Here is a 26976-nt window from a genome sequence, read left to right on the forward strand (position 1 = left end):
ACGCCGTGTCCCGGAGCGCGGCACCATCCCTGAGCCACCCTGCTGTCACTGCCCGCAAGTAGGGTGGGAGCCATGGCAGACCCCTCCAGCTACCGCCCCAAGCCGGGACAGATCCCCGACTCCCCGGGGGTCTACAAATTCCGCGACGAACACCGCCGGGTGATCTACGTCGGGAAGGCGAAGAGCCTGCGCCAGCGCCTGGCCAACTACTTCCAGGACCTGTCCGGCCTCCATCCGCGTACGCGCACGATGGTGACCACCGCCGCGTCCGTGGAGTGGACCGTCGTCTCCACGGAGGTCGAGGCGCTCCAGCTCGAATACTCCTGGATCAAGGAGTTCGACCCCCGGTTCAACGTCAAGTACCGCGACGACAAGAGCTATCCGTACCTCGCGGTCACGCTCAACGAGGAGTTCCCGCGCGTTCAGGTCATGCGCGGTGCCAAGAAGAAGGGCGTGCGCTACTTCGGTCCGTACGGGCACGCCTGGGCGATCCGCGAGACGGTCGACCTGATGCTCCGGGTCTTCCCGGTGCGGACCTGCTCCGCCGGCGTCTTCAAGAACGCCGCCAGGACCGGCCGTCCCTGCCTCCTCGGCTACATCGGCAAGTGCTCGGCCCCCTGTGTCGGCCGGGTCACCCCCGAGGAGCACCGGGAACTGGCGGACGACTTCTGCGACTTCATGGCCGGCCGCACCGGCACGTACATCCGCCGCCTGGAGAAGGACATGATGGCGGCGGCCGAGGAGATGGAGTACGAGCGCGCGGCCCGCCTGCGCGACGACGTGGAGGCGCTCAAGCGCGCCATGGAGAAGAGCGCCGTCGTCCTCGCCGACGCCACCGACGCCGACCTGATCGCGGTCGCGGAGGACGAGCTGGAGGCCGCCGTCCAGATCTTCCACGTCCGCGGCGGCCGGGTGCGCGGCCAGCGCGGCTGGGTCACCGACAAGGTGGAGAACGTCGACACCTCGGGCCTCGTCGAGCACGCCCTGCAACAGCTGTACGGCGAGGAGACCGGCGACTCCGTTCCCAAGGAGGTCCTCGTCCCTGCCCTTCCCGAGGACCCCGACGCGGTCTCCCAGTGGCTGGCCGGCCGCCGGGGCTCCCAGGTCAGCCTGCGCATCCCGCAGCGCGGGGACAAGAAGGACCTGATGGCCACGGTCCAGCGCAACGCCCAGCAGGCCCTCGGGCTGCACAAGACCAAGCGCGCCTCCGACCTGACCACCCGGTCCCGGGCGCTGGAGGAGATCGCCGAGGCGCTCGGCCTCGACACGGCCCCGCTGCGCATCGAGTGTTTCGACATCTCCCATCTCCAGGGCGACGACGTGGTGGCGTCGATGGTGGTCTTCGAGGACGGTCTGGCCCGCAAGGGGGAGTACCGCCGCTTCCAGATCAAGGGCTTCGAGGGACAGGACGACGTCCGCTCGATGCACGAGGTGATCAGCCGGCGCTTCCGGCGCTACCTCCAGGAGAAGGAACGCACGGGCGAGTGGGAGGAGGGCCCCGCCCCGACCGGCCCCGCGCGTCCTCACGGGGCTCGGCGCCCGTCGTCCCCGACCAGGACGCGGCCGTCCTCACGGGGCTCGGCGCCCGTCGTCCCCGACCAGGACGCGGCCGCCGAGCCCCGTGAGGACGACGGCCGGCCCAAGCGGTTCGCCTACCCGCCGCAGCTCCTCGTGGTCGACGGCGGGCAGCCCCAGGTCGCGGCGGCCAAGCGGGCCCTGGACGAGCTGGGGATCGACGACATCGCCGTCTGCGGGCTGGCCAAGCGGCTGGAAGAGGTCTGGCTGCCCGACGACGACGACCCGGTCGTCCTGCCCCGTTCCAGCGAGGGCCTCTACCTCCTCCAGCGCGTCCGCGACGAGGCGCACCGCTTCGCCATCACCTACCAGCGCGCCAAACGGGCCAAGCGCATCCGGTCCAGCCCCCTGGACGACGTCGCCGGTCTGGGCGAGACCCGGAAACAGGCGTTGATCAAGCATTTCGGCTCCGTGAAGAAGCTGAGGCAGGCGACAATCGACGAGATCTGCGAGGTTCCGGGGATAGGCCGCAGGACGGCGGAATCAGTGGCTGTCGCCCTCGCCGCGGCCGCCCCGGCCACGCCCGCCGTGAACACGGCCACAGGAGAGATCATTGAAGAGGACGACGGGGGCAGCACGACATGACCGAGCACGAGAATGAACACGGGCACGACCGCACAGACCGAGCAGACGGAGCAGCAGACGTGAGTACGGGCACCTCGATCGAGACGGGCGACAGCACGGTGGCCATCCCGGAGCTGGTGATCATCTCCGGAATGTCGGGCGCCGGCCGCAGCACGGCGGCCAAGTGTCTGGAGGACCTCGGCTGGTTCGTCGTCGACAACCTGCCGCCCGCGCTGATCCCCACCATGGTGGAGCTCGGTGCCCGCTCGCAGGGCAACGTGGCACGGATCGCCGTCGTCGTCGACGTCCGGGGCCGCCGCTTCTTCGACAATCTGCGCGAGTCCCTCGCCGACCTGGAGTCCAAGGGCGTCACCCGCCGGATCGTCTTCCTGGAGTCGTCCGACGACGCCCTGGTCCGCCGCTTCGAGTCGGTCCGCCGGCCGCACCCCCTCCAGGGCGACGGCCGCATCGTGGACGGGATCGAAGCCGAGCGCGACCTGCTGCGCGAGCTGCGCGGCGACGCCGACCTGGTGATCGACACCTCCAGCCTCAACGTGCACGAACTCCGCGCCAAGATGGACGCCCAGTTCGCGGGCGACGAGGAGCCGGAGCTCCGCGCCACCGTGATGTCCTTCGGCTTCAAGTACGGGCTGCCCGTCGACGCCGACCTCGTGGTGGACTGCCGCTTCCTGCCCAACCCGCACTGGGTTCCCGAGCTGCGCCCGTTCACCGGGCTCAACGAGGAGGTGTCCGCGTATGTCTTCGACCAGCCGGGCGCCAAGGAGTTCCTCAACCAGTACACGGAACTGCTCCAGCTCGTCGCCGCGGGCTACCGCCGTGAGGGCAAGCGGTACGTGACCATCGCCGTCGGCTGCACGGGCGGCAAGCACCGTTCCGTGGCCATGTCGGAGAAGCTGGCCGCCCGGCTCGCGACCGAGGGCATCGAGACCGTGCTCGTGCACCGGGACATGGGGCGCGAGTGACCAGTCGCAACATGCGCCTGCGCAGACTGCGCAGGGGCACCCCGCTGTCGGGCCGCAAGCGCGGGGCGCAGCCCAAGGTCGTCGCGCTCGGCGGCGGCATGGGCCTGTCGGCCTCGCTCACCGCGCTGCGGCGGATCACCGGCGACCTGACCGCCGTGGTCACCGTCGCCGACGACGGCGGATCCAGCGGCCGGCTCCGCGAGGAGCTGGGCGTCCTGCCGCCCGGTGATCTGCGCAAGGCGCTGGCCGCCCTGTGCGGTGACGACGACTGGGGCCAGACCTGGGCCCAGGTCATCCAGCACCGCTTCCAGTCCCAGGGCGACCTGCACGAACACGCGGTCGGCAATCTGCTGATCGTCGCCCTGTGGGAGCAGCTCGGCGACCACGTACAGGCCCTGGACCTGGTCGGCAAGCTCCTCGGCGCGCACGGCCGGGTGCTGCCCATGTCCGCCGTGCCACTGGAGCTCCAGGCCCTCGTCAAGGGGCACGACCCGGACCATCCGGACCGGGTGGACACGGTGCGCGGCCAGGCCACCGTGGCGCTCACCCCGGGCGAGGTCCAGTCCGTGCACGTGGTCCCGCACGACCCGCCGGCCGTCCCCGAGGCGGTCGCCGCGGTCCTGGACGCGGACTGGGTGGTACTCGGTCCCGGGTCCTGGTTCTCCTCGGTCATTCCGCATCTGCTCGTGCCCGATCTGCTGGACGCGCTGATCGAAACGAAGGCCCGGAAGGTCCTCTCGCTGAACCTCGCACCGCAACCCGGTGAAACAGATGGCTTCTCTCCGCAGCGTCATTTGGAGGTTTTGGGACGACACGCCCCTAAACTCGCCCTGGACGTGGTGCTGGCCGACGAGGCCGCCGTGCCCGACCGCGAGTCCCTCGCCGATGCCGCAAAACGGCTCGGCGCCGCAGTCGAGCTGGCGCCCGTGGCCTCACCCGACGGCGATCCGATTCATGATCCGGAGCTGTTGGCCGCCGCGTACGACCGTATTTTTCGGATGCATGGAAGGATCGGCCCATGGCGATGACGCCAGCGGTGAAGGACGAAATCTCTCGGCTTCCCGTAACCCGGACCTGCTGCAGGAAGGCAGAAGTCTCGGCGATTCTTCGGTTCGCTGGTGGGCTGCACCTGGTGAGCGGCCGGATTGTGATCGAGGCGGAGCTGGACACCGCGATGGCGGCGCGCCGGCTCAAGCGGGACATTCTCGAGATCTTCGGGCACAGCTCGGAGCTGATCGTGATGGCACCCGGCGGGCTGCGGCGCGGCTCGCGCTACGTCGTGCGCGTGGTGGCGGGCGGCGACCAGCTGGCCCGCCAGACCGGCCTGGTGGACGGCCGGGGCCGTCCCATCCGCGGACTTCCCCCGCAGGTGGTCTCGGGGGCCACCTGCGATGCCGAGGCCGCCTGGCGCGGGGCGTTTCTGGCCCACGGCTCGCTCACCGAGCCCGGCCGCTCCTCCTCCCTCGAGGTGACCTGCCCGGGCCCGGAGGCCGCGCTCGCGCTGGTCGGCGCTGCCCGCAGGCTCTCCATCGCGGCGAAGGCCCGTGAGGTGCGCGGCGTGGACCGCGTCGTCGTCCGGGACGGCGACGCGATCGGCGCGCTGCTCACCCGGCTGGGCGCCCATGAGTCGGTGCTGGCCTGGGAGGAGCGGCGGATGCGGCGCGAGGTCCGCGCCACCGCCAACCGGCTCGCCAACTTCGACGACGCGAACCTGCGCCGGTCCGCCCGGGCCGCGGTCGCCGCGGGCGCCCGGGTGGGACGCGCGCTGGAGATCCTCGGCGAGGAGGTCCCCGAGCACCTCGCTGCGGCCGGACGGCTGCGCATGGAGCACAAGCAGGCCTCCCTGGAGGAGCTGGGCGCGCTCGCCGACCCGCCGCTGACCAAGGACGCCGTCGCCGGCCGGATCCGCCGTCTCCTGGCGATGGCCGACAAGCGGGCCCAGGACCTCGGCATCCCGAGCACGGAATCCACTCTCAGCGAAGAGCTGGCCGACGGCCTGGTCGGCTGATCCGCACCCCCTGCCGACGCGCTGCGGGGGGAACGCGCCGCGCACCCGCGGGCGTTGACGCTGCGTAATCGCCGCAGCGCGGGGCACCGGACAACCGGAAGCCCGTACTCCTACTGGGGAGTACGGGCTTCCGCCGTTCCTACGGCCCCGCTCGATGTCACCCCGAAGGCTTCGGAGAGGTAGGGTCGGAGGCGGTCGGGGACATCCCATACAACTCGCCGGCGTCGAAAACCGGCGTACCTAACGAGGAGATCGGTTCGTGACGATCCGCGTAGGCATCAACGGCTTTGGCCGCATCGGTCGTAACTACTTCCGCGCGCTGCTGGAGCAGGGTGCGGACATCGAGATCGTGGCTGTCAACGACCTGGGTGACACTGCGACCACGGCTCACCTGCTGAAGTACGACACCATTCTGGGTCGTCTCAAGGCAGAGGTCAGCCACACCGCCGACACCATCACCGTCGACGGTCACACCATCAAGGTGCTCTCGGAGCGCAACCCGGCAGACATCCCGTGGGGTGAGCTGGGCGTCGACATCGTCATCGAGTCGACCGGCATCTTCACCAAGAAGGCCGACGCCGCCAAGCACATCGCGGGTGGCGCCAAGAAGGTCCTCATCTCGGCTCCGGCCAAGGACGAGGACATCACCATCGTGATGGGCGTCAACCAGGACAAGTACGATGCGGCCAACCACCACGTCATCTCCAACGCCTCCTGCACCACCAACTGTGTGGCGCCGATGGCCAAGGTTCTCGACGAGAACTTCGGCATCGTCAAGGGCCTGATGACGACGGTCCACGCGTACACGAACGACCAGCGCATCCTGGACTTCCCGCACTCCGACCTGCGTCGCGCCCGCGCCGCCGCGGAGAACATCATCCCGACCACGACGGGTGCCGCCAAGGCCACCGCCCTGGTCCTGCCGCAGCTCAAGGGCAAGCTCGACGGTATCGCGATGCGTGTTCCGGTCCCGACCGGTTCCGCCACCGACCTCGTCGTGACGCTGCAGCGCGAGGTCACCAAGGACGAGGTCAACGCCGCGTTCAAGAAGGCGTCCGACGACGGCGACCTGAAGGGCTTCCTGACGTACACCGAGGACCCGATCGTGTCCTCGGACATCGTCGGCGACCCGTCGTCCTGCACCTTCGACTCCTCCCTGACCATGGTCCAGGAGGGCAACACGGTGAAGATCCTCGGCTGGTACGACAACGAGTGGGGTTACTCCAACCGCCTCGTCGACCTGACCGTCTTCGTCGGCGGCCAGCTCTGATCCTCGGATCGGCAGGCACCTCGATGTGAGCACGGGGCTCGGACAGCGCAACGCAGCGCCGTTCGGGCCCCGCTGCATGCTCCCTCGTCCTCCAAGGAGTCCAGACAGATGAAGACGATCGACGAACTTCTCGCCGAAGGGGTCACCGGCAAGCGCGTATTCGTCCGCGCCGACCTCAACGTGCCGCTCAGCGGCACCACCATCACCGACGACGGCCGCATCCGCGCCGTTCAGCCGACCGTCGCGAAGCTGGCCGGGGCCGGCGCCCGGGTCGTCGTCGCCTCTCACCTGGGCCGTCCCAAGGGCGCCCCGGACCCGGCGTTCTCGCTGGCACCCGCCGCCACCCGCCTCGGTGAGCTGCTCGGGACCGACGTGGCCTTCGCGACCGACACGGTCGGCGAGTCCGCCCGCGCCACCGTCGCCGCGCTCACCGACGGCCAGGTCGCCGTCATCGAGAACCTCCGGTTCAACGCGGGCGAGACCTCGAAGGACGACGCCGAGCGCGGCGCCTTCGCCGACCAGCTGGCCGAGCTCGCCGATCTGTACGTGGGCGACGGCTTCGGAGCCGTCCACCGCAAGCACGCCTCGGTCTTCGACCTCCCTGCCCGGCTCCCGCACGCCGCGGGCGACCTGATCGCCACCGAGGTCGGCGTCCTGAAGAAGCTCACCGACGACGTGCGGCGCCCGTACGCCGTGGTGCTCGGCGGCGCGAAGGTCTCCGACAAGCTCGGCGTCATCGACCACCTCCTGGAGCGCGCCGACCGCATCCTCATCGGCGGCGGCATGGCGTACACCTTCCTCAAGGCCCAGGGCCACGAGGTCGGCAGCTCGCTGCTGCAGGAGGACCAGATCCCGGTCGTGCGGGAGTACCTCGAGCGCGCCGCGGAGAAGGGCGTGGAGTTCGTCCTCCCCGTCGACGTCGTGGTCGCCCCGGCGTTCCCCGACCTCAAGACCAAGGCCCCGGCCCACCCCACCACCGTCGCCGCCGACGCCATGCCGGCCGGCCAGATGGGACTGGACAACGGCCCGGAGACCAACAAGCTCTACGCATCGAAGCTCGCCGACGCGGCCACCGTCTTCTGGAACGGCCCGATGGGCGTCTTCGAGCACCCCGATTTCGCCGAGGGCACCCGGGCGGTCGCCCAGGCCCTCGTCGACTCCTCGGGCTTCAGCGTGGTCGGCGGTGGCGACTCCGCCGCCGCGGTCCGCATCCTGGGCTTCGACGAGAACGCGTTCGGACACATCTCGACCGGTGGCGGCGCCAGCCTCGAATACCTCGAGGGCAAGACGCTTCCCGGCCTCGCCGCACTGGAGGACTGACCTTTCATGACCACCCGCACCCCGCTGATGGCGGGCAACTGGAAGATGAACCTCAACCACCTCGAGGCCATCGCACACGTCCAGAAGCTCGCCTTCGCCCTGGCCGACAAGGACTACGACGCCGTCGAGGTCGCCGTCCTGCCGCCCTTCACCGACCTGCGCTCCGTGCAGACGCTGGTCGACGGCGACAAGCTGAAGATCAAGTACGGCGCCCAGGACATCTCGGCGCACGACTCCGGCGCGTACACCGGTGAGATCTCCGGTCCCATGCTCGCCAAGCTGAAGTGCACCTTCGTCGCGGTCGGCCACAGCGAGCGCCGCCAGTACCACGCGGAGACCGACGAGGTCTGCAACGCCAAGGTGAAGGCCGCCTACAAGCACGGCCTGACCCCGATCCTCTGCGTCGGTGAGGGCCTGGACATCCGCAAGGCCGGTGACCAGGTCGCGTACACGCTCGCCCAGCTCGACGGCGCGCTGAAGGACATCCCGGCCGAGCAGGCCGAGACGATCGTGATCGCCTACGAGCCGGTCTGGGCCATCGGCACCGGCGAGGTCGCCACCCCCGAGGACGCGCAGGAGGTCTGCGGTGCGATCCGCGTCCGCCTCGCCGAGCTGTACTCGCAGGAGCTGGCCGACGCGGTCCGCATCCAGTACGGCGGCTCGGTGAAGTCCGGCAACGTGGCCGCGATCATGGCGCAGCCCGATGTGGACGGCGCGCTGATCGGCGGCGCCGCACTGGACGCCGACGAGTTCGTCAAGATCGTCCGCTTCCGCGACCAGTGAGTATGCGCTAGCGCGGATCCGTCGTACCCTTGCGGGGGCCAGGAGGGCAGCCTCCCGGCCCCCGTTGTTCGCACATGCAGCCAGGAATTTCCGGAAAGTAGGGACCAGCCGTGATTTTGGGGTTCGAGATCGCCCTGATCGTCTTCAGCCTGCTGCTGATGCTGCTGGTGCTGATGCACAAGGGCAAGGGCGGCGGACTTTCCGACATGTTCGGTGGCGGAATGCAGTCCTCCGTCGGCGGTTCCTCGGTCGCCGAGCGCAACCTCGACCGGATCACCGTCGTGGTCGGTCTGGGCTGGTTCGCGTGCATCGTGGTGCTTGGTCTGCTCATCAAGCTGGACAACTGACCCGTCGTACGCGATTCCGGTGAGGGTGTAACTCCAACCACTGGACGCGCGTTGGGCCTTACGTAGACTGGGGCATCTTCGAGCACCATCACGCAGGGAGTTACGACCGTGGCAAGTGGCAACGCGATCCGGGGAAGCCGGGTCGGAGCGGGGCCGATGGGGGAGGCCGAGCGCGGCGAGTCCGCGCCCCGGGCCCGCATCTCCTTCTGGTGCTCGAACGGGCACGAGACGCAGCCGAGCTTCGCCCATGACGCGCAGGTACCGGAGACCTGGGACTGCCCGCGCTGTGGATTCCCGGCCGGCCAGGACCGGGACAGCCCGCCGGACCCGCCGCGCACCGAGCCGTACAAGACGCACCTCGCGTACGTGCGCGAGCGCCGCAGCGACGCGGACGGTGAGGCGATCCTCGCGGAGGCCCTCGCCAAACTCCGCGGCGAGATCTGACACCGCTCGTGCCTCAGTAGAAGTTGTTCACCGGCCGGACACCCCCAGGGTGCCCGGCCGGAACGCTTCTGCCGTGCCGCAGCCCGCCGTTGTCCCGTCCGCCGCCCTGATCAATTAAGTTGGAGGGGCAGCGGGGAACTGCGGTTACGAGAAGAAGTGGGCTGATGTCCGGGATGAACGCACAAAGCCGAAGCAGGCTCAACCAGACGCCGGAATGGACCGCGCTGGGCAAGCACCGTGAGCAGCTCGGGAAGACCCATCTGCGGCAGCTGTTCGCGGACGACCCCGAGCGCGGCACGGAGTACCGCCTGCGCGTCGGTGACCTGTACGTCGACTACTCCAAGCAGCTGGTCACCGACGAGACGCTCCGGCTGCTCCGTGAGCTCGCCGGGGCCACCGGGGTCGCCGAGCTGCGCGACGCGATGTTCCGCGGGGACAAGATCAACACCACCGAGGACCGCGCCGTCCTGCACACCGCGCTCCGCGCCCCGCGCGATGCCGTGATCGAGGCCGACGGCGAGAACGTGGTGCCCGCCGTGCACGCGGTGCTCGACAAGATGGCGGCCTTCTCCGACCGTGTCAGGTCCGGCGAGTGGACCGGTCACACCGGCAAGCCGATCAAGAACATCGTCAACATCGGCATCGGCGGCTCCGACCTCGGACCCGCGATGGCGTACGAGGTGCTGCGTTCCTTCACGGACCGCTCGCTCACCCTCCGCTTCGTCTCCAACGTCGACGGCGCCGACCTGCACGAGGCCCTGCACGACCTGGACCCGGCGGAGACGCTCTTCGTCATCGCGTCGAAGACCTTCACCACGATCGAGACGATCACCAACGCCACCTCGGCCCGTGACTGGCTCCTGACCGGTCTGAGGGCCGGTCAGGACGCGGTGGCCAAGCACTTCGTGGCCCTGTCGACGAACGCGGAGAAGGTCTCCGACTTCGGTATCGACACCGCCAACATGTTCGAGTTCTGGGACTGGGTCGGCGGCCGCTACTCGTACGACTCGGCCATCGGCCTCTCGCTGATGATCGCCATCGGCCCGGACCGGTTCCGCGAGATGCTCGACGGCTTCCACCTCGTCGACGAGCACTTCCGTACCGCCCCGGCCGAGGAGAACGTTCCTCTGCTGCTGGGCCTGCTGGGCGTCTGGTACGGCGCGTTCTTCGACGCCCAGTCGCACGCCGTGCTGCCCTACAGCCACTATCTCTCCAAGTTCACGGCGTACTTGCAACAGCTCGACATGGAGTCCAACGGCAAGTCCGTGGACCGGGACGGCAATCCGGTCGACTGGCAGACCGGTCCCGTCGTCTGGGGCACCCCCGGCACCAACGGCCAGCACGCGTACTACCAGCTGATCCACCAGGGCACCAAGGTCATCCCGGCCGACTTCATCGGCTTCGCCGAGCCGGTCGACGCACTGCTGCCCGGCCTGGTCGCCCAGCACGACCTGCTGATGGCCAACTTCTTCGCCCAGACCCAGGCCCTCGCCTTCGGCAAGACGCCGGACGAGGTGCGCGCCGAGGGCGTTTCCGAGGAACTGGTGCCGCACAAGACCTTTCTCGGCAACCACCCGACGACGACGATCCTCGCCGACCGGCTGACCCCGTCCGTGCTCGGCCAGCTCATCGCGCTGTACGAGCACAAGGTCTTCGTCCAGGGCGCCGTCTGGAACATCGACTCCTTCGACCAGTGGGGCGTCGAGCTCGGCAAGGTCCTCGCCAAGAAGATCGAGCCGGTGCTGACCGAGGGCAAGGGCGCCGAGCAGCTGGACAGTTCGACCGCCGCGCTCGTCGCCGCCTACCGCGAGCTGCGGGGGCGCTGAGCCGATGGCCACGGGGGGCGGGGCCGGTCTGAGGGCTCCGGCGAACACGCTGGACCCGCGGGCGGTCGGCTGGTGGCGGGCGCAGTGGCTGCTGCTGACGGCGGTGGTGGTGGTGGTCCTGGTGGTGCTGGGCGTGTTCGTCCCGTCCGCCAGGTTCTGGCTGCTGCTGTCCGCCGCCGCGCTCGCGGCCCTCGGTACCGGCTGCGCCGTCCTCGTCCCGCTCTGGTGGTTCCGTACGCACCGCTGGGAGGTCACCGACGAGGCGGTGTACGTCCGGACGGGGGTGCTGTGGCAGGAGTGGCGGATCGCGCCGATGTCCCGGATCCAGACCGTGGACACCGTGCGCGGCCCCCTCGAACAGCTCTGCCGGCTCGCCACGGTCACCGTCACCACCGCCTCGTCCAAGGGCGCCGTCCGGATCGAAGGCCTCGACCACGAGCTGGCCGCCGAGCTCGCCGAGCGCCTGACCCGCATCACCCGGGACACCCCCGGCGACGCCACATGAGCACCGCCGCCCCGGCGGGGGACTGGCGCCGGCTCGACCGTCGTACGGTCCTGGCCACCGCCCTCGTCACGGCGGGCGTGGCGGCCGGAGCCGCCGTACCGACCACCCTCGGGCTGTCCGGACGGTTCGGGTTCGCCACCGCCGTCGCCTGGGTGGTGGCGGGCGCGGCCCTGCTGATCGCGGGCAGCACCGGCGCCGACTACGTACGCTGGCGCCGCACCCGCTACCGGATCGGAGCCGACCGGGTCGATCTCCACACCGGCCTCCTGCTCATCAGGAAGCGCTCCCTCGCACGGGAACGCATCCGCAGCGTCGACCTCACCGCCCATCCGCTCCAGCGTGTCCTGGGCCTCGTCACCGTCCGGATCGGCACCGGCGAGCACCACGGCGACGACTCCACCCTGGAACTCGACCCGGTCCGGCGCGCCGAGGGCGAACGGCTGCGGCGTGCGCTCCTGGAGCGCGGCCTCACGGAGGCGTCCGGCAGCCACCGCGAGGGCGAACTCGTCGCGCTCGACCCGCGCTGGATCCGCTACGCACCGGTCTCGTTCGTCGCACCGGCACTCGGTGGCGCCGCGGCCGGGGCCGTGCTGCAGGTCAGCGACTGGTTCGGGGCGCAGGGCCAGGTCATCGAGTGGGCGAGCGAGCGGTTCCGGGACTTCTCCCTGCCCTCCGTGATTCTGCTCCTCGCCGTCGCCGCGACACTCGCCGGCGCCGTCGGAGCCCTGGGTCTCTGGGTCGAGATGTGGTGGAACTACCGCCTCGAACGCGAGCCGGGCGGCACCCTGCGCATCCGGCGCGGACTGCTCACCTCCCGGTCCGTCTCCATCGAGGAGCGGCGGCTGCGCGGCGTCGACCTCGTCGAGCCGCTCGGCGTCCGGCTCCTGGGCGCCGCCCGGGTCGACGCCATCACCACCGGACTGGCCAAGGACGACGAGGAACAGCACGGCGACCACAACACCCTGCTGCCGCCCGCGCCCCGCCCGGTCGCCGACGGGGCCGCCGCCGCCGTGCTGCGCGAGACGCTGTCGCCGACGGCTGTCGCGCTGACCCCGCACCCGCCCGCCGCGCGCGGCCGGCGACTGCGCAGGGCCTGCTGGGCGGTCGGCGCGCCCGTCCTGGTCCAGGCCCTGCTCGGCGCGCTGCTGACACCCGTCCTGCTCTGGACCGCGCTCGGCTGCGCGGTCGTCGGGCTGCCCGCCGGGGTGCTGCTGGCCCGTGACGCCTACCGCGGTCTCGGGCACGCGCTCAGCGGCGGCTACCTGGTGACCCGCTCGGGCTCCCTGCGCCGTTCCACGGCCGCGCTGGAACGGGCCGGGGTGATCGGCTGGACGGTCCGGCAGTCGTACTTCCAGCGACGGGCCGGGCTGCTGAACATCACGGCGACGACGGCCGCGGGAGCGGGCGCGTACACGGTGTACGACGCGGACGCGTCCGAAGGGCTGGCCTTCGCGGTGGAGGCGGTGCCGGGCCTGCTGGCGCCGTTCGTCGAGCCGGAGTGAGCCGTCCGCCGGGCGGACGCGGTCCTTCCGGCCCGACCGCCCGGGTCAGGGTGCCGTCAGGGCGGTCGTGCCGAAGGCGGTGACGCCGGCCGGTGGAGGCGCGTCCCGGGGCACCGGCGCGGGATGCCCGGCGGCCAGGACGTAGAGCGGGGTGCGGCCCGCGTTGTCGAGGCCGCAGCGTCCGGCGACCGCGGAGTCCCTGAAGGCACCGGTCTGCGCCGGACCGAGCCCGAGGGCCGTGGCGGTCAGGGCGAACGTCTGCCCCAGGTGCCCGGCGTCGAGCAGGCAGACCCGGTAGGCCCGCGGCGTCGGGTACTTCACGCTCATCCGCTCCAGACGTGCGGCGAGGACGACGAAGAAGGCGGGCCGCGTCGCCCATGCCTGGTCGGCGCAGAGATGGGCGGCCTCTTCGGGCGTGAAGCCCTCGGAGAGCAGTTCCAGTGCGTGCGACAGCCCGTCGTAGTGGTACCAGCCGGGGGACAGGCCGTCGACGCCGAGGACGCCGACGTAGGCATCGATCTCCTGCCGAGAGCCGCCCTGGGGGCTGGTGCGGCGGTACAGCGCGCCCCGGCCGCAGTCGATGAAGTCGACCGGCCCGAACACCGTGGCGAGCAGGGCGGCCAGGGTGTCCAACGGCACCGGGACACCGCTGAAGTCGCGGTGCGTACGACGGTCGTACAGGACCTCCCCGAGCGGCGCCCGCAGAGGGGCCGGCCTGCGGGGCAACAGGAGCCGGGGAGCGTGCGGATGGCTGGTGAACAGCGGGGGCAGCGGCCCCTCGGCCGGCTCGGCACCGCTGTTTCCGGCTTCGCGGCCGACCGCGTCCGGCAGGTCCTCGGCTCCGCTGCCGACCGTGTGCGGTACGTCCTCGGCTCCGGTGCCGTGCGGTGCGTCCTCGGCTCCGGTGCCGACCGCGTTCCGCAGGTCCCCGCCTCCGCCGACCGCGTGCGGTACGTCCTCGGCCGGGCCCGCGTCGTACACGTCCGAGGTGGCGTAGTGGAAGAACGAGGCCTCGGGCATCCACGCGCCCCACTGAGCGGCGATCTGCTCGTCGCGACGGGCGGCCGGGCTGCCCTGGGCCAGCAGCGCCCCGGCGCCGGTCAGCGTCGCGACGGCCTCGTCGACCGTGTCGCGGGTCAGATGTCCGAGGCGCCCGGTCGCGTCCCCGGGGGTGCTCCAGTCCTCGAACGCGGTCAGGATCTCCGCCGCGGCGGGGTGCAGGGCCAGGGAGGTGCCGTGCGGGTGCGGGTGGACGACGAACTCGCCGTCGTGCCAGTAGCACGTCAGGCAACGGGAGCGGCGAAGACGCAAGGTGACTCCTCGGCGGTACGGGAGGGGAGCGAAGGGATACGGGAGAGCTGCGGATACCCGCGTGGGGCCGGGGGTGGTGGGGGAGGCCGGCCCCACGCGGGCGGGATCAGGCCTGTCGGTAGGCCCACGTCCAGTTCCAGCTGGAACCCTCGCCGGCCTTGGGCCGGTCGGCCCGAACGGCTGCCCGGTGCTTCATGTCGATCCTGCGCATCGTCGGTCACCTCCTTTCTGTAACGGTCGCCACGTGGGTCGCGGCGGTGACCCCTTCATGACGCAGCATGAATTCTTGAAATGCAAGAAGGGTTTTATCCAATCACTCGTTCGTGGCTCTTTCCGTGGCCTCGAATATTCCTTTGCGTAGCATTCGTGGGTTGCGATGTCACGTACGGTGATTCGGCGTCGTGCGGACGAGGTGATAGTCAAGGGTCGGCATCATTGCTGGTCAGGGGCGGTTTTCTAGATGTGCTTGCCGTTTTCTTTCCGTCTTTTTTCGGCGACCTGTCGGCGTGCGGCATTCCCTCCGAGAGGTGTCATAGCGTGCTGTCACCGGCGCACAAAGAGCAGGCGCCGGCCCCGTATCTCGCGAAGGAAGAGCATGAGCGTATTTCCGTCCGGAGAAATGGCAGGCGATGTATTCGCGCGGCTTTTCTCCGTACTGCTCGAGAACGAGCAGTTCGTGGAGAAGGCCCGTAAGGAGTCGCTGTCCGTGCAGCTGGTGCACAGCAAGCCGGACTGCCGGATCTTCGTCTCGCCCGAGGGCGTCGTCCTCGGGGACGCGGCCCCGTTCAAGCCCGCGATCACTCTCAAGATGACCTGCGACACCGCGCACGCGCTGTGGCTGGGACGGCTGCCGGTTCCCACCGCCATCGCCACCGGCAAGCTCCGGATCCGCGGACGTATCGCCAAGGTGCTGGAGCTCGTGCCGCTGCTCCAGCCCGCCTTCGACCGCTACCCGGACATCGCGGCCGAAGCCGGCCTCTGATCCGCGGCACCCGACCCCGACCCCCAGCCCTCGCCCTCAAGGAGTCCCGAGAACCATGACCATCGACGTGCCGGGTGACCTCTCCCCGGAGCTGAACTTCGACGAACTGCCGCACGGAGTGCGCCAACTCAAGGACGCCGCACGCCGGTTCGCCCAGGAGGAGGTGCGGCCGCGGGTCCTGGAACTGGACCGGGCGCCGGCCGAGGACTTCGACTGGGACCTGGTCCGACGCGGTCACAAGGCCGGCCTGACCCGGGCGGCCGTCCCCACCGACTTCGGCGGTCTCGGCCTCGGCATGCTCGGGGTCGCCACGGCCCTGGAGGAAGTGGCCGCCGTGTGCCCCGGCACCGCACTCGTCTTCGGCGCCACCATGCTCGGCCAGGCCCCGCTCCTGCTCTCCGGCGATCCCCGCCTGCAGGCGCGCTACCTGCCGCTGTTCTCCGGTGACGAACCGGTGCTCGCCTGCAACGCCGTGACGGAGGAGGACGCGGGCTGCGACCTGATCATCCCCTCGAACGCGCAGCACGCACGCCACGTCATGACCGCACGCCGGGACGGCGACGCCTATGTGCTCACCGGCCGCAAGCGGTTCATCACCAACGCCCGCTTCGCCGCGTTCGCCTCGGTGTTCGCGAACATGGAGGGCAGCCCCGGGGCGACCGGGCTCACCTCCTTCATCGTGCCGCTGGATCTCCCCGGCGTGGTCCGCGGCCCGGTCGCCGACAAGATGGGCTACCGGGCCTGCCTCGGCAGTGAGCTGACCTTCCGTGAGGTCCGGGTGCCGGCCGAGAACATGATCGGCGGCGAGGGCGAGGGCATGGCCATCAACATGGCGCAGAGCAACATGGCCCGGGCCGCGGTCGCGGGCATCTCCACCGGTGTGGCACGGGGCGCCCTGGAGCAGGCCGTCACCTGGGCCGGAGAGCGGGTCCAGGGCGGCACACTGCTGCACCGGCACCAGTTCACGGCGGCGAAGCTGGCCGACATGAGCGCCAAGGTCGACGCCGCCCGCCTGCTCTACCTGCACGCAGCGAACACGGTGGACACCCAACTGCCCCCGCCCGCCTACGAGCCGGCGGTGGCCAAACTGTTCGCCGACCGGGCGGCCATCGACGTGGCCGACGCCGCCTGCTCCCTCGTCGGCGCACGCGGCTACCTGCGCTCCCACGGAGTGGAGAAGATGCTCCGCGACGCCTACGGCACCCGCATCTACGAAGGAACCCCCGAGGTGCTGGCGCTCGCCATCACCGAAAGCCTCTACGCCGAGGACGATGCCGCGTGAACGCGCCCTCGTCGCGTGCGAGCGGCGACCGTCACGGGCGCACCGTCATCCCGACCTCCGCCGACCCCACGGGATCCCGGGCCCTGCGCTACGTCGCCGACATCATCGAACTCCACGAGCGGCTCAGCTACCGGCGGCTTCCCTCGGAGATCGCCGGTCCGCCGGTCTACTACGCGGAGGACGCGCAGAGCGGCCTGCTCACCCTCACCGCGCGGGACAGCCAGTTCCCCGCCCGGTACCTCAGGGGCATCCTCGGCTTCCGGCTCGCCCAGTACCTGCGGCTGAGCTGGATCTCGGCCGACCTCGTCTACCGGACGGCCGCGTTCCATGAGCCTCTGCCCCGGGCCGGTGAGACCGAGAGCATCCACACCGTGACCCTCTGCTCGCGTACCGGCAGGATCCGCGGCTACGTCGGACTGAGCTGCTCGTCGGACACCGTGAGCCTCCCGCTCGACTCGGCGCGGCGCACCCTGTTCCCGACCGAGGCGGCGCACGGGGTCGACCTGCTCGGACCGTACGCCCGCCCCGGCCTGGGAACCCACCAGGTCTTCGAGCTGAAGCGCTTCCTGCGCGATCAGTCGATGCCGCTCGGCATCCAGCACGACCGGGTGCCGTGGCACCTCATGCTGGGCATGGGCGAGGCGATGATCCAGCTGGGCGACGCCATCGGCATCGTGCTCGGCGACGCCAAGGAACACGTGGCCCTGCGCCACCTGCGGCTGGCCGGTTTCGACCTCCACGTGGTCGAGGACACGTCCCCGAGCCTGCCCCCGTCCGATCCGCTCGCGCCGATCTACCAACAGGGCGTCGTCGCCAAGCCCTTCGTCGCTCCGGTGCCCGAGGACCTGGCGTGGTACCGCGACGTCGTCCGCTCCTACCTGGACGGCACCAGCGACCTGACCTCGTACCACGACATGGTCGCCAGGCTCGCCGCTCGCCGGCAGAAGGGCCCCGGCCCCATGATCCCCCGCCAGCGCGGAGGTTCCCGATGACGGCCGATGACATGATCCGGCAGCCGGACGGTGACGAGGAGTCGGCGTCGCACCGGGCCTTCTACGACGAGCTGGTCACCCGTAACGCCGGTGTCGTATCGGACCAGGAGCAACAGGCGCTCCGCGCCGCGACGGTCCTCGTCGCGGGCTGCGGTTCGATCGGCGGCGCCGCGGTGGAGCCGTTGACCCGGCTCGGCGTACAGCGCTTCCTGGTGGCCGATCCCGGCACGTTCGAGCTGAACAATCTCAACCGGCAGAGCGCGGTCGCCGCCGACCTCGACCAGAACAAGGCCGCGGGCGCCGCCGAACGCATCATGTCGATCAATCCGCACGCCCGGGTGACGGTGTTCCCGGAGGGAGTGACCACGCAGACCGTCCAGCGGCTCACCGCGACCTGCCAGATGATCATCGATGGGGTCGACGTCACCACCCCCGACGGCTGGCGCGCCAAACACCTGCTGCACCGGGTGGCCGTACAGCGGCGACTGCCCCTGGTCACCGGCTGGGACATGGCGGGGACCCAGTACGTGCGCTGCTACGACTACCGGCGTGTCCGGGAGCCGTTCGCGGGCGACATCACCGTGAACGACATCGTGCGCATGGACACCTGGGACCTGCTGCGACGCGCGGTACCGCTGCGCAGGGTCCCGGCCGAGATGCTGGCCGAGATCCGCGCCAACCACCTGCGCACGGACTACAGCTTCCCTCAGGTGGCGTACACCGCCACGGCGTTCGGGGTGCTGAGCTCCCACATGGCGGTGCGGATCCTCGCCGGGAAACCCGTACGCCCGGAGATCCGCGTCGATGTGCACCAGCTGGCCCGGCCGCTGGGCGAGCGCTGGCTCAGCCGTCTGTCGTGGCCGGTCGAACTGGCGGCCCTGGTGCCGCCGATGCTCCGCCTCATGCGCCGGCAAGACGCGCGCTGAACGAAGCCCGCCCCGCGGCGGCGGGGCGGGCGCGCGCCGCACCGGGCGCGCCCCGCCCCGGCATCCGGCGCGGCACACCCTCAGGAAGAGGCAACCATGAACGTCTCGAAGCGGAACGTCCTGTGGACGTTCCTGTGCTGTGGCCTGGGCGTGGCCATGGTGTCCCTCGACAACCTGGTCGTCATCACCGCCCTGCCCGCGATCCGCGAGAGCCTCGGCGGCGACATCCAGCAACTCGAGTGGACGGTCAACGCCTACACGCTCACCTACGCGGTCCTGATGCTGCCCGGCGCGGCCCTGGGCGACCGGTTCGGCAGGCGCCGTATGTTCCTCGTGGGCCTGTCCCTCTTCACCGCGGCCTCCGCCGCGGCGGCGCTCGCCCCCGGCATCGGCGCCCTGATCGCGGCCCGTGCCGTACAGGGCCTGGGCGCCGCCGCGTTGATGCCGCTCAACCTGACCCTGCTCACGGCGGTGGCACCCGCGGCCCGCCGCGGAGCCGTCCTCGGAGCGCTCAGCGCCGTCGAAGGTCTCGCCATCGCGATGGGCCCCCTCATCGGCGGACTCATGGTGGAACACCTGGCCTGGCAGTGGATCTTCTGGGTCAACGTGCCCATCGGGCTGGTCGTCCTCCCGCTCGCCCGGGGCAAGCTCGCGGAGAGCCGCGGTATGCACAACCGGCTGGACCTGGTGGGCACCGCCCTGGCCGGCACCGGTCTGTTCGGCATCGTGTTCGGCCTGATCCAGGGCCCCGCCGACGACTGGTCCAGCGTGCGGGTCCTGGCCGCGCTGACCGGCGGCGCCCTGGTCCTGGCGGCCTTCGTCGTCTGGGAGTTGCGCACCCCGATGCCGATGTTCCCGATGCGGCTCTTCCGCCACCGGACCTTCAGCGGGATGAACGCGGCCGGGCTGCTGATGTTCGCGGGCATGTTCGGCTCGGTCTTCCTGCTCACCCAGTTCTTCCAGGGCCCGCGGGGCTACTCGCCGATGGAGGCCGGCCTGCGGATCCTGCCGTGGACGGTGGTGCCGGTCTTCGTCGCGCCGGTGGTCGGCTACCTCTCCGACCGCATCGGAGGCCGTTCCATCGTGGCGCTCGGACTGACCTTCCAGGCCTGTGGGCTGGGCTGGATCGCGGCCCGCGTGTCACCGGAGGTGAGCTACCCCTCCCTGGTCCCGGCGCTGGTCCTGTGCGGGCTCGGCATGACCTTCTACTTCTCCCCGACGGCGAACCTGGTGATGAGCTCGGTCGCCGCCGGGGACCGGGGCATGGCCTCGGGCTCCGTCAACGCGCTGCGGGAACTGGGCGGGGTGCTCGGGGTCGCCGTCCTGGCCTCCGTGTTCACCGCGCACGGTGATCTCGCCACACCGGGCAGCTTCACCGACGGCATGGTTCCCGCGCTGTGGACCGGCGCGTGCCTGATCGCGGTCGGCGCCCTCGCCGTCCTCGCGACACCGAGGCGCCACGGGCCCGGGCGCCCCGCGCGGAAGGACACGGACGCGGTCGTTCCTGGCGCCGAGGGCACCGCGGCCGTTCCCGGCACCGAGGGCACCGCGGCCTGACGTCGTGGAGCCACTCCCAGACGGAGGGACGTGGAGCCCGGGCTCCGACGGAGAGGGCCGTGGCTCCACGCCCCGAGGAAGAAGGTGGCCGTGGAGCCACGCTTCGAAGAAGAGACCGTGGTTCCACGTCCTGAACGAGAGGAGAGACCGATCACCGCACGCGTGGGCGTACTGCTCGTCGGCGACCGCGCCATCACCCGGGCCGGCGTCCGGGCCGTTCTCGGCCGGGACCGGACCATCGAGGTGGTCGGCGAGGCAGCCGATGGCCCCGACGCCGAACGGCGGGCGTCCGCCCTCGGCCCCCAGGTGGTGCTCGTCGACGCGCAGTCACCGGGTCTGGACGTCGTCCGCCTGGTTGCCGGGCTGGCCGCCCGGCCGGGGAGAGCGATGCCGGGGGTCCTGCTGATGGTCCAGGAGACGGACGACCCCGCGCGGCAGGCCCTTCGCGCCGGCGCCAGGGGTGCGGTGCTGAGCCGGGCGACCCCCGAGCAACTGCTGTCCGCCATCCACATGGTCGCCGCCGGGTACGCGGTCTTCGAGGCCTCCTGGTCCGTGCCGCCCGCCCCGGACGCGGACCGCGGGCCGGCGCCGTCCTGCGGACACGGGACCGCCGACGAGCGGGCGCGCGCCGAACTGCTGACGCGCCGGGAGCGGGAGGTGCTGGCGCTCCTCGCCCGCGGCCTCAGCAACGCCGAGATGTCGGCCGAACTGGTCGTGGGCGAGAGCACGGTCAAATCGCATGTGCAGCACGTGCTCGACAAGCTGGAACTGCGCAACCGGGTCCACGCCGTGATCTACGCCCTCCGGACGGGGCTGGTGCCGGCCGCCTGCGGCCGTTGTGGCCCGCGGTATACGGCGGTCTGACGACGGACCGCGAAGGCCCCCTGCCGGAGAAGGTCCGGCAGGGGGCCTTCCGGCCCTCCGTCAGGCCGGCCCCTCCAGGAGATAGCCGCGCCGGCTGGCCGTGCGCAGGCGCAGGCCCAGCGGCAGGACGCGCTTGCGGATCCGCATCACATGGAGGTCCAGGGCGTTTCTGCTCGCGGTGGAACCACGCGTGCTCAGCAGGGTCAGCAGTTCGTCCCGGGTCACGAGGCTTCCGAAGCGCTGCACCAGGGGCCGTAACAGGTACGTCTCGGTCGGGGACACGGGCACGACGCGGCTGCCGTACCGCAGCAGGCCGTCATGGTCCAGGGCCGGCAGGTCCTGCGACGAGGCCCTGGCGCGCAGGGCCTCGATGCGAGCGGTGAAGTCCTCACGCGTGATCGGGGACCGGACCCAGTCCTCCCGCACATCGGTGGACGTGGGCGGCGTTCCCCCGTTCTCGATCACGAGGAGGCGCAGGGCGCCCGTGCGACGGTGATGTTCCAGCTTCGACGCCTCGAGGGGCCAGCGGAGTACGTGGACCTTCTCCTCGGCGGAGGACGTGCGGGCCGTTCTGGTGTGTGACATGAAGCTCCCTTTCCGGATTCTGCAGGAGAACAAAATTTGACCGGCCTGGGCGTCGCGCCATTCGTCACGTAATTTATTGTTGAATCGAATGGGGATCTGAGTGAGGTCGGAAACTGTTCTCTGCAGCACCTTTGTTTACTATGCAGCACACTCGAGCGTCGTGGCAATAAGCAATGAACGAAGGCATTGTACGACAAATAAGAAAGTATTTGATCATGGTTCTGGGGTCGTCGCACTTCTTTGTGAGGAAAGGGTTCACCTCCTCCTCATTGCTGCTGTGACCGGCGCGTTTGTCACCCTCCCAATGGGTGAGGGATCCCCCGGAGTGGGGAAGGGGAAATCGGCAGAACGCCCGACGCGGCCTTCGGTCGGTGGCGCATAGGTTGGCCTCCGGGTGGAGCGGCTAATCTTCAGCGGCCGACTCGTTCACACCTGGCAGGATTCTTTTGCCCCGTTCGGACCTACGGCAAATTCAAGCCATGTCCGGCGTAAAGGAAATAGGGAGACCGTGTGTGTGCCACCGATGAATTGAATACAAAGGAACGCGGGGAAGACGCCGGTCCGGCCGGCGTGGTGGTCGCGGGGGCGCCGAAGGCCGCCGGCGACCCGCCTGCCGGTGCGGGTGACCTGCTCCGGGCGGTGATGGCGCTCACGGTGGCGGGACTGAAGGACCGCGCCCCGGTGGCGGCCGGACCGGGAGACGGAGGCGGTCGTGCGGCGCACCTCGGGTGAGACCACGCGTCCGCGTGCCCGGCCGGAGGAGGTACTGGTGACGGGCATGGGAGCCACCACCCCGCTCGGCGCCGATGTCGCCGCTACCTGGGAAGCACTCCTGGCGGGCAGGTCCGGTATCGCGCCGATCGACGCCCCGTGGGCCGGCCGCCTCCCGGTGCGCATCGCGGGCGCCATGTACCGGGACCCCTACGACGAGGTCGAACGTGTACAGCGGCGCCGGCTGGACCGCAGCCAGGCCGCCGCGCTGGTCGCCGCCGGGGAGGCGTGGGCCGACGCCGGACCGCCGCAGGTCGAGCCCGAACGGCTGGCGGTCGTGGTGGGCACCGGCATCGGGGGCGCGCTGACCATGCTGGACCAGTACGACGCGATGAACGAGCGCGGACGGCGCGCCGTGTCCCCGTACACCGTGCCGCGGCTCATGCCCAACGGCGCCTCCGCGGTGGTCAGTCTGATGCTCGGAGCCCGGGCGGGCACCCATGCGCCGACGAGCGCGTGCGCGTCGGGGGCCGAGGCCATCGCGGTGGGCGCTCTGCTGATCCGCGCCGGACGCGCCGATGTGGTGGTCGCCGGAGGTACGGACGCCTGCCTGCACCCCCTCTCGCTCGGCGCGTTCGCGCAGATGCGGGCGCTCTCCCTGCGCAACGACGCGCCCGAGCAGGCTTCCAGGCCGTTCGAGCGCAGGCGGGACGGGTTCGTGATGTCCGAGGGCGCGGGCATGGTCGTGCTGGAACGGGCGGCATTCGCCCGGTCACGCGGCGCGCGCGTCCACGCGGCACTGGCCGGGGCCGGCGTCACCTCCGACGCGCACGACATCACCCTGCCCGACGCCGAGGGACAGGTGCGCGCCATCGAGGAGGCCCTGCGCGACGCCGGGCTCTCCGGCGGGGACATCGGTCATGTGAACGCCCACGCGACGGGCACGCCCCAGGGCGATGTCGCGGAGTCCCGGGCGCTGATGAGCGCGGTGGGCGGCCATCCGGTGGTCACCGCCGCCAAGTCCTCGACGGGCCACCTTCTGGGAGCTTCGGGCGCCGTGGAGGCGATCCTCACGGTCCAGTCACTCAAGGAGTCCGTGGTGCCACCGGTGCGCAACCTGGAGGAGATCGGGGACGGCATCGAACTCGACCTGGTGAGAGGGCTGCCCCGCAAGGCCGACGCCGAGGCGGCCCTGTCGACCTCCTTCGGATTCGGCGGCCACAACATCGTGCTGGCGTTCACCCGTGTGTGACCGACGCCGTCGCTACCGGACCGCCGTATGCTCCCGTGCCGCGACGAGGTGCCGCGCGACCGCGTCGGGATGGGTCAGCTGCGGGTAGTGGCCCGCCGACGCGATCTCGGTGACGGGCAGTTCGACGGGCTCCTCCAGCGGATCCTGCGACCCGATGACGAGTTCCACGGGAATCGCGACCCGGTGTACGGCGCTCCGCAGGGCATCGCGGTGCCCGTACGCCGCACGCAGGGCGGAGACCACCCTGAGCGCCGCCCCCGACCGCCTCAGGTCGTCCACGGGCCCCTGGAGGCAGGCGTCGTCCGGCAGACCGAGAGAGCCGGCCAGCCGGTCGGCGGTCATCCGGCTCAGTACCGGCACGGCCAGAGGAGAGCGCGTCAGCCACGAGGACGCCGGCTGGAGGAAGGCGGGGGAGACGAGCACCAGCGCGGCGACACGCTCGGGATACCGCAGCGCATACCGCAGGGCGGGCCCGCAGGAGAACGAGTGGGCCACGAGCACCGGCCGTCCCCGCACGGGAGCCAGCAGGGCGGCGAGCCAGTCGTCGTGCGACTGCCGGGGCTCGGGCGTGGACCGTCCGAACCCCGGCAGGTCGGCCGCGAGGGCGGGGGCGTCCACCCGCTCGGCCACCGGTGACCAGGAGTCGGCGTCGACCGGAAGCCCGTGCAGGAACACATAACCCGGTCGCTCCCGCTCGCCCACCACCCAGGTCCGGTCCGTGCCGACCTGCTGGAACCCGTACGCCGCCCGTGGTGCCCGGACACGGCCGAAGCGGGTCGCGACCAGGTCGTCGGCCCAGTCGCGCAGGGCGTCGCGCACCGGCGGCATCGCCAGGCCGAAGGAGTCCGCGAGATCCCGCGCGGACGCCGTGTCGTACCGGTCGCTGGAGAGGAAGGACAGGGTCTCCGGGTTCGCCCTCGTCAGCGCGCGGGGCAGCCGCTTGACGACACCGACGGGGACCGAGCGGCGCGGAGCACGCACGCCCATGTGCTCGGCGAACAGGTCGACGAGCCGCGGCAGTTCCGGTGTGGCGTCGTCCAGCAGCCAGTAGGTGCCGTCAGCGCTCTCGCGCCGCTCAGGAAGGGAGGCCAGGAACTGTACGAAGTAGTCGAGCACCACGACGGGCAGGAAGATGTCCGGCCCCCCGGGCAGCGCCACGAGCCGGCCCCGCCACAGCTCCCCGACCAGATCCGCCAGCCCGACGGACTGGCCGGGGCCGATGACGGTGCTCGGGTTGGCGATGCTCAGCGGGACGCCGAGTTCGCGGGCGCGTGCCCGCACCACCGCGTCGCCCTCGCGCTTGGATGCCTCGTAGGCGCCGTCGCGCCGGTAGTCGGGCGACGCGGCGTCGGCCGCGGCCATCCGGTAGCCGCTGATGTGCACCAGGCGGCGCAGCCGCGGACGGGCCGCCGCCCAGTCGACGACATGCCCGGCCCCGTCGACATTGACCGACCTGGCCTCGGCCGGAGTCATCCCGAAGGCGAAGCGTGCCGCCGTGTTGTACACGTCCCGTACGTCGTCCAGGCCGTGTTCCGGGAGGCCGAGCCCCGGCCGGGTGATGTCGGCCGGCACGACGGTGAGCCGGGCGGTGTCCACCCGCTGCTCATCGAGCCACCGCAGGAGCCGGTCCCCGCTGCCGTGCACGGCAGCCGCGACGTCCTGGTCCCGGCGCAGGAGTTCCCCCACCAAGGAGCGGCCGATGAAGCCGCCGGCGCCGAAGACGACCGAGTTCGCAGGCATGCCATCTCCTTGCGGCTGTGTACGAGTTGGTGTCCGGCGTCACGGAACGGAGCGGGCGCACCGGCCCGGACACGACGATCTCACCGTACCCGAGTTGTCACTCAGTGTGAACAAAGCCAGGTCAGGTGTCACTCGAACGTGCAGTGCTCCGCGCGCCGGCCCTCGTCCGGCGCGCGGGGCGCGCACCGCGCAGGACCCGGACGGGAACGCACCGGGGTCCGGGCCCGGGGGCCACCGGCGCGGCGGCGCACCAACGCAACGGATGACCCCACCTCAGCTCGCGTCCCGGTCCGGGCCGCGGGAAACCGTCCGGGAGGCCCCTCGATGCAGTCCCCGTCCCTCCGCCCGAACGACCCGAACGACCCGAACGATCCCCACGACGTGAGCGACCCGAACGACTCGAACGACTCGACAAGGCCTGCGCACGTCAACCGTCCGCACGGCCGGGCCGGCCGCCGCCGGTTCCGGCCGGCGGCCGCCGTGCTGACCGTCCTCGTCGCCGTGTTCCTCGCGGCGGCCGCCACCGCACCGCGGGACCGGCCCCCGCGCACGACCGCGTCCGGAGACGGGCCGGGCATGGCCCATCTCCTCTGGGAGCGGGCGTTCGTGGCCTCCACCGAGCATCCCGACGCCCCGCCGCCCGGCGCCGACGACTGGACCTGCGAACCCCGCTCCCGGCATCCCCGCCCGGTCGTCCTCGTCCACGGCACGTACGAGAACGCGTACAACAACTGGAGCGCCCTCGCGCCCCTGCTCCGGGCCGACGGGTACTGCGTCTTCGCCCCCAACCTCGGTGCCCCGCCGGGCGATGTCATCAAGGGCAGGTCCGCCGTCCCACGCTCGGCCCGGGAGCTGGCCCGCTTCGTCGACCGGGTCCTCGACCGGACGGGCGCCCGCCAGGCCGATCTGGTGGGCCACTCCCAGGGAGGCGGGATCCTGCCGCGCTACTACCTGAGGTTCGCCGGAGGCACCGATGCCGCCGACCCCGCCCGCAACAAGGTGAGCCACCTGATCGGCATCGCCCCGGCCAACCACGGCAGCACCGTCTCCGGGCTGGCCACCCTCGCGCAGCGGCTGCGGATCCTCGCCCCGGCCGCCCGGTTCGGCGGCCAGGCGCTCGCCGACCAGACCATCGGATCGGCCGTCAACACCCGGCTGGACGAGGGCGGCGACACATTGCCGGGCGTGCGGTACACGACGGTGGTCACCCGGCGGGACAGGATCGTGACCCCCTTCGAGCGGCAGTACCTCCGTCCCGCCCGCCCCGCCGACCGCGTCACCAACATCACCGTCCAGGACATCTGCCCCCAGGACCGGACGGGCCACATGGGCAGCCCCTACGACCCGGTCGTCCTGCGGCTCGTACGCAACGCACTCGACCCGGCGACCGCGCGCCGCCCCGACTGCGCCTCCGCGTTCTGACGCTTCCGCCGTACGGGCGACGGCCCAGTCGGCGCGGCATGCGAACGGCCCGGCCCGTCCCTGGAGTTCGCCAAGGCGGCCGGGCCGTTCGCATGCCCGGCCCGTCCCTGGAGTTCGCCAAGGCGGGCCGGGCCGTTCGCATGCCGCGCCGACTGGGCCGTCGCCCGTACGGCGGAAGCGTCAGAACGCGGAGGCGCAGTCGGGGCGGCGCGCGGTCGCCGGGTC

The 26976-nt window shown here is 71.1% G+C and carries 23 protein-coding genes; 20 read left to right on the forward strand and 3 right to left on the reverse strand.

Translation table 11 applies throughout. The features are described from left to right. Positions 1-72 precede the first annotated feature (72 nt). From uvrC to EAO72_RS04415, 12 genes are all read left to right on the forward strand, one after another. Positions 73-2160 carry an excinuclease ABC subunit UvrC gene (gene uvrC / locus EAO72_RS04360; protein WP_148015876.1) on the forward strand — a complete coding sequence of 696 codons (2088 nt, stop codon included), beginning with the start codon at positions 73-75 and terminating at the stop codon, positions 2158-2160. Next, positions 2157-3122, forward strand: a complete 966-nt coding sequence (gene rapZ, locus EAO72_RS04365; RefSeq protein WP_148015877.1) for an RNase adapter RapZ — start codon at positions 2157-2159, stop codon at positions 3120-3122. The genes uvrC and rapZ overlap by 4 nt, the downstream gene beginning before the upstream one ends. Continuing rightward, positions 3119-4150, forward strand: a complete 1032-nt coding sequence (locus EAO72_RS04370; protein ID WP_148015878.1) for a gluconeogenesis factor YvcK family protein — start codon at positions 3119-3121, stop codon at positions 4148-4150. The genes rapZ and EAO72_RS04370 overlap by 4 nt, the downstream gene beginning before the upstream one ends. Next, positions 4141-5130, forward strand: coding sequence for a DNA-binding protein WhiA (gene whiA / locus EAO72_RS04375; RefSeq protein ID WP_024494235.1), 990 nt, complete (start codon positions 4141-4143; stop codon positions 5128-5130). Before EAO72_RS04370 ends, whiA begins: the two co-directional genes overlap by 10 nt. A gap of 259 nt (positions 5131-5389) precedes the next feature. Then, complete coding sequence (gene gap / locus EAO72_RS04380) at positions 5390-6400, forward strand: type I glyceraldehyde-3-phosphate dehydrogenase (protein ID WP_136328654.1); 1011 nt, start codon at positions 5390-5392, stop codon at positions 6398-6400. 108 nt (positions 6401-6508) lie between these two features. Continuing rightward, positions 6509-7720, forward strand: coding sequence for a phosphoglycerate kinase (locus EAO72_RS04385; RefSeq protein WP_148015879.1), 1212 nt, complete (start codon positions 6509-6511; stop codon positions 7718-7720). A gap of 6 nt (positions 7721-7726) precedes the next feature. After that, complete coding sequence (gene tpiA / locus EAO72_RS04390; protein WP_136328652.1) at positions 7727-8503, forward strand: triose-phosphate isomerase; 777 nt, start codon at positions 7727-7729, stop codon at positions 8501-8503. Positions 8504-8613: 110 nt separating this feature from the next. After that, the gene (gene secG, locus EAO72_RS04395; RefSeq protein ID WP_018104607.1) at positions 8614-8850 is read left to right on the forward strand and encodes a preprotein translocase subunit SecG; all 237 of its coding nucleotides are present in this window, start codon (positions 8614-8616) and stop codon (positions 8848-8850) included. Positions 8851-8958: 108 nt separating this feature from the next. Then, entirely contained in the window at positions 8959-9294 is a 336-nt protein-coding gene (locus tag EAO72_RS04400) for an RNA polymerase-binding protein RbpA (RefSeq protein ID WP_078622699.1), read from the forward strand. Positions 9295-9467: 173 nt separating this feature from the next. Beyond that, positions 9468-11120, forward strand: coding sequence for a glucose-6-phosphate isomerase (pgi, locus tag EAO72_RS04405; protein ID WP_148016411.1), 1653 nt, complete (start codon positions 9468-9470; stop codon positions 11118-11120). Positions 11121-11124: 4 nt separating this feature from the next. Further along, positions 11125-11625, forward strand: coding sequence for a PH domain-containing protein (locus EAO72_RS04410; RefSeq protein WP_148015880.1), 501 nt, complete (start codon positions 11125-11127; stop codon positions 11623-11625). Continuing rightward, positions 11622-13127 (forward strand): PH domain-containing protein, encoded by a 1506-nt coding sequence (locus tag EAO72_RS04415; RefSeq protein WP_148015881.1) that lies wholly within the window; start codon positions 11622-11624, stop codon positions 13125-13127. Before EAO72_RS04410 ends, EAO72_RS04415 begins: the two co-directional genes overlap by 4 nt. 45 nt (positions 13128-13172) lie before the next feature. Here EAO72_RS04415 and EAO72_RS04420 read toward each other — a convergent pair whose 3' ends face one another. Continuing rightward, on the reverse strand, positions 13173-14438 hold the full coding sequence (locus EAO72_RS04420; RefSeq protein ID WP_222724065.1) for a SagB/ThcOx family dehydrogenase: 1266 nt from the start codon (positions 14436-14438) through the stop codon (positions 13173-13175). A 595-nt stretch (positions 14439-15033) separates the two neighbouring features. Here EAO72_RS04420 and EAO72_RS04425 point away from each other — a divergent pair. From EAO72_RS04425 to EAO72_RS04450, 6 genes are all read left to right on the forward strand, one after another. Beyond that, on the forward strand, positions 15034-15420 hold the full coding sequence (locus tag EAO72_RS04425; RefSeq protein ID WP_148015882.1) for an SCP2 sterol-binding domain-containing protein: 387 nt from the start codon (positions 15034-15036) through the stop codon (positions 15418-15420). Between the two features lie 55 nt (positions 15421-15475). Next, positions 15476-16702, forward strand: coding sequence for an acyl-CoA dehydrogenase family protein (locus tag EAO72_RS04430; RefSeq protein WP_148015883.1), 1227 nt, complete (start codon positions 15476-15478; stop codon positions 16700-16702). Next, a complete protein-coding gene (locus EAO72_RS04435) occupies positions 16699-17694 on the forward strand; it encodes a hypothetical protein (RefSeq protein WP_148015884.1) in 996 nt (331 codons plus the stop codon). The genes EAO72_RS04430 and EAO72_RS04435 overlap by 4 nt, the downstream gene beginning before the upstream one ends. Continuing rightward, complete coding sequence (locus EAO72_RS04440) at positions 17691-18620, forward strand: HesA/MoeB/ThiF family protein (RefSeq protein WP_261991315.1); 930 nt, start codon at positions 17691-17693, stop codon at positions 18618-18620. Before EAO72_RS04435 ends, EAO72_RS04440 begins: the two co-directional genes overlap by 4 nt. A 96-nt stretch (positions 18621-18716) precedes the next feature. Continuing rightward, complete coding sequence (locus EAO72_RS04445) at positions 18717-20177, forward strand: MFS transporter (protein WP_148015885.1); 1461 nt, start codon at positions 18717-18719, stop codon at positions 20175-20177. Positions 20178-20339: 162 nt separating this feature from the next. Further along, complete coding sequence (locus EAO72_RS04450; RefSeq protein WP_187284928.1) at positions 20340-21041, forward strand: LuxR C-terminal-related transcriptional regulator; 702 nt, start codon at positions 20340-20342, stop codon at positions 21039-21041. A 60-nt stretch (positions 21042-21101) separates the two neighbouring features. Here EAO72_RS04450 and EAO72_RS04455 read toward each other — a convergent pair whose 3' ends face one another. Then, positions 21102-21626, reverse strand: a complete 525-nt coding sequence (locus tag EAO72_RS04455; protein WP_148015887.1) for a helix-turn-helix domain-containing protein — start codon at positions 21624-21626, stop codon at positions 21102-21104. A 769-nt stretch (positions 21627-22395) separates the two neighbouring features. Here EAO72_RS04455 and EAO72_RS04460 point away from each other — a divergent pair. Beyond that, positions 22396-23589: a beta-ketoacyl-[acyl-carrier-protein] synthase family protein gene (locus EAO72_RS04460; protein WP_261991316.1), complete on the forward strand. Its 1194-nt coding sequence runs from the start codon at positions 22396-22398 to the stop codon at positions 23587-23589. Between the two features lie 12 nt (positions 23590-23601). On the opposite strand, the gene EAO72_RS04465 is transcribed toward EAO72_RS04460, so the two are convergent. Beyond that, positions 23602-25329 (reverse strand): alpha/beta fold hydrolase, encoded by a 1728-nt coding sequence (locus EAO72_RS04465; protein WP_148015888.1) that lies wholly within the window; start codon positions 25327-25329, stop codon positions 23602-23604. 324 nt (positions 25330-25653) lie between these two features. On the opposite strand from EAO72_RS04465, the gene EAO72_RS04470 reads away from it, so the two are divergent. After that, positions 25654-26751 (forward strand): esterase/lipase family protein, encoded by a 1098-nt coding sequence (locus tag EAO72_RS04470; RefSeq protein ID WP_148015889.1) that lies wholly within the window; start codon positions 25654-25656, stop codon positions 26749-26751. Positions 26752-26976: the final 225 nt, after the last annotated feature.

The sequence above is a fragment of the Streptomyces sp. OR43 genome (genome assembly GCF_008042275.1).
Lineage (GTDB): Bacteria > Actinomycetota > Actinomycetes > Streptomycetales > Streptomycetaceae > Streptomyces.

Excerpts from the sequence above, each read along its gene's own strand:
- uvrC (WP_148015876.1), top strand. The coding sequence starts at position 73 with ATGGCAGACCCCTCCAGCTACCGCCCCAAGCCGGGACAGATCCCCGAC.
- rapZ (WP_148015877.1), top strand. The coding sequence starts at position 2,157 with ATGACCGAGCACGAGAATGAACACGGGCACGACCGCACAGACCGAGCA.
- whiA (WP_024494235.1), top strand. The coding sequence starts at position 4,141 with ATGGCGATGACGCCAGCGGTGAAGGACGAAATCTCTCGGCTTCCCGTA.
- EAO72_RS04385 (WP_148015879.1), top strand. The coding sequence starts at position 6,509 with ATGAAGACGATCGACGAACTTCTCGCCGAAGGGGTCACCGGCAAGCGC.
- tpiA (WP_136328652.1), top strand. The coding sequence starts at position 7,727 with ATGACCACCCGCACCCCGCTGATGGCGGGCAACTGGAAGATGAACCTC.
- pgi (WP_148016411.1), top strand. The coding sequence starts at position 9,468 with ATGAACGCACAAAGCCGAAGCAGGCTCAACCAGACGCCGGAATGGACC.
- EAO72_RS04410 (WP_148015880.1), top strand. The coding sequence starts at position 11,125 with ATGGCCACGGGGGGCGGGGCCGGTCTGAGGGCTCCGGCGAACACGCTG.
- EAO72_RS04415 (WP_148015881.1), top strand. The coding sequence starts at position 11,622 with ATGAGCACCGCCGCCCCGGCGGGGGACTGGCGCCGGCTCGACCGTCGT.
- EAO72_RS04425 (WP_148015882.1), top strand. The coding sequence starts at position 15,034 with ATGAGCGTATTTCCGTCCGGAGAAATGGCAGGCGATGTATTCGCGCGG.
- EAO72_RS04430 (WP_148015883.1), top strand. The coding sequence starts at position 15,476 with ATGACCATCGACGTGCCGGGTGACCTCTCCCCGGAGCTGAACTTCGAC.
- EAO72_RS04440 (WP_261991315.1), top strand. The coding sequence starts at position 17,691 with ATGACGGCCGATGACATGATCCGGCAGCCGGACGGTGACGAGGAGTCG.
- EAO72_RS04445 (WP_148015885.1), top strand. The coding sequence starts at position 18,717 with ATGAACGTCTCGAAGCGGAACGTCCTGTGGACGTTCCTGTGCTGTGGC.
- EAO72_RS04455 (WP_148015887.1), bottom strand. The coding sequence starts at position 21,626 with ATGTCACACACCAGAACGGCCCGCACGTCCTCCGCCGAGGAGAAGGTC.
- EAO72_RS04465 (WP_148015888.1), bottom strand. The coding sequence starts at position 25,329 with ATGCCTGCGAACTCGGTCGTCTTCGGCGCCGGCGGCTTCATCGGCCGC.
- EAO72_RS04470 (WP_148015889.1), top strand. The coding sequence starts at position 25,654 with ATGCAGTCCCCGTCCCTCCGCCCGAACGACCCGAACGACCCGAACGAT.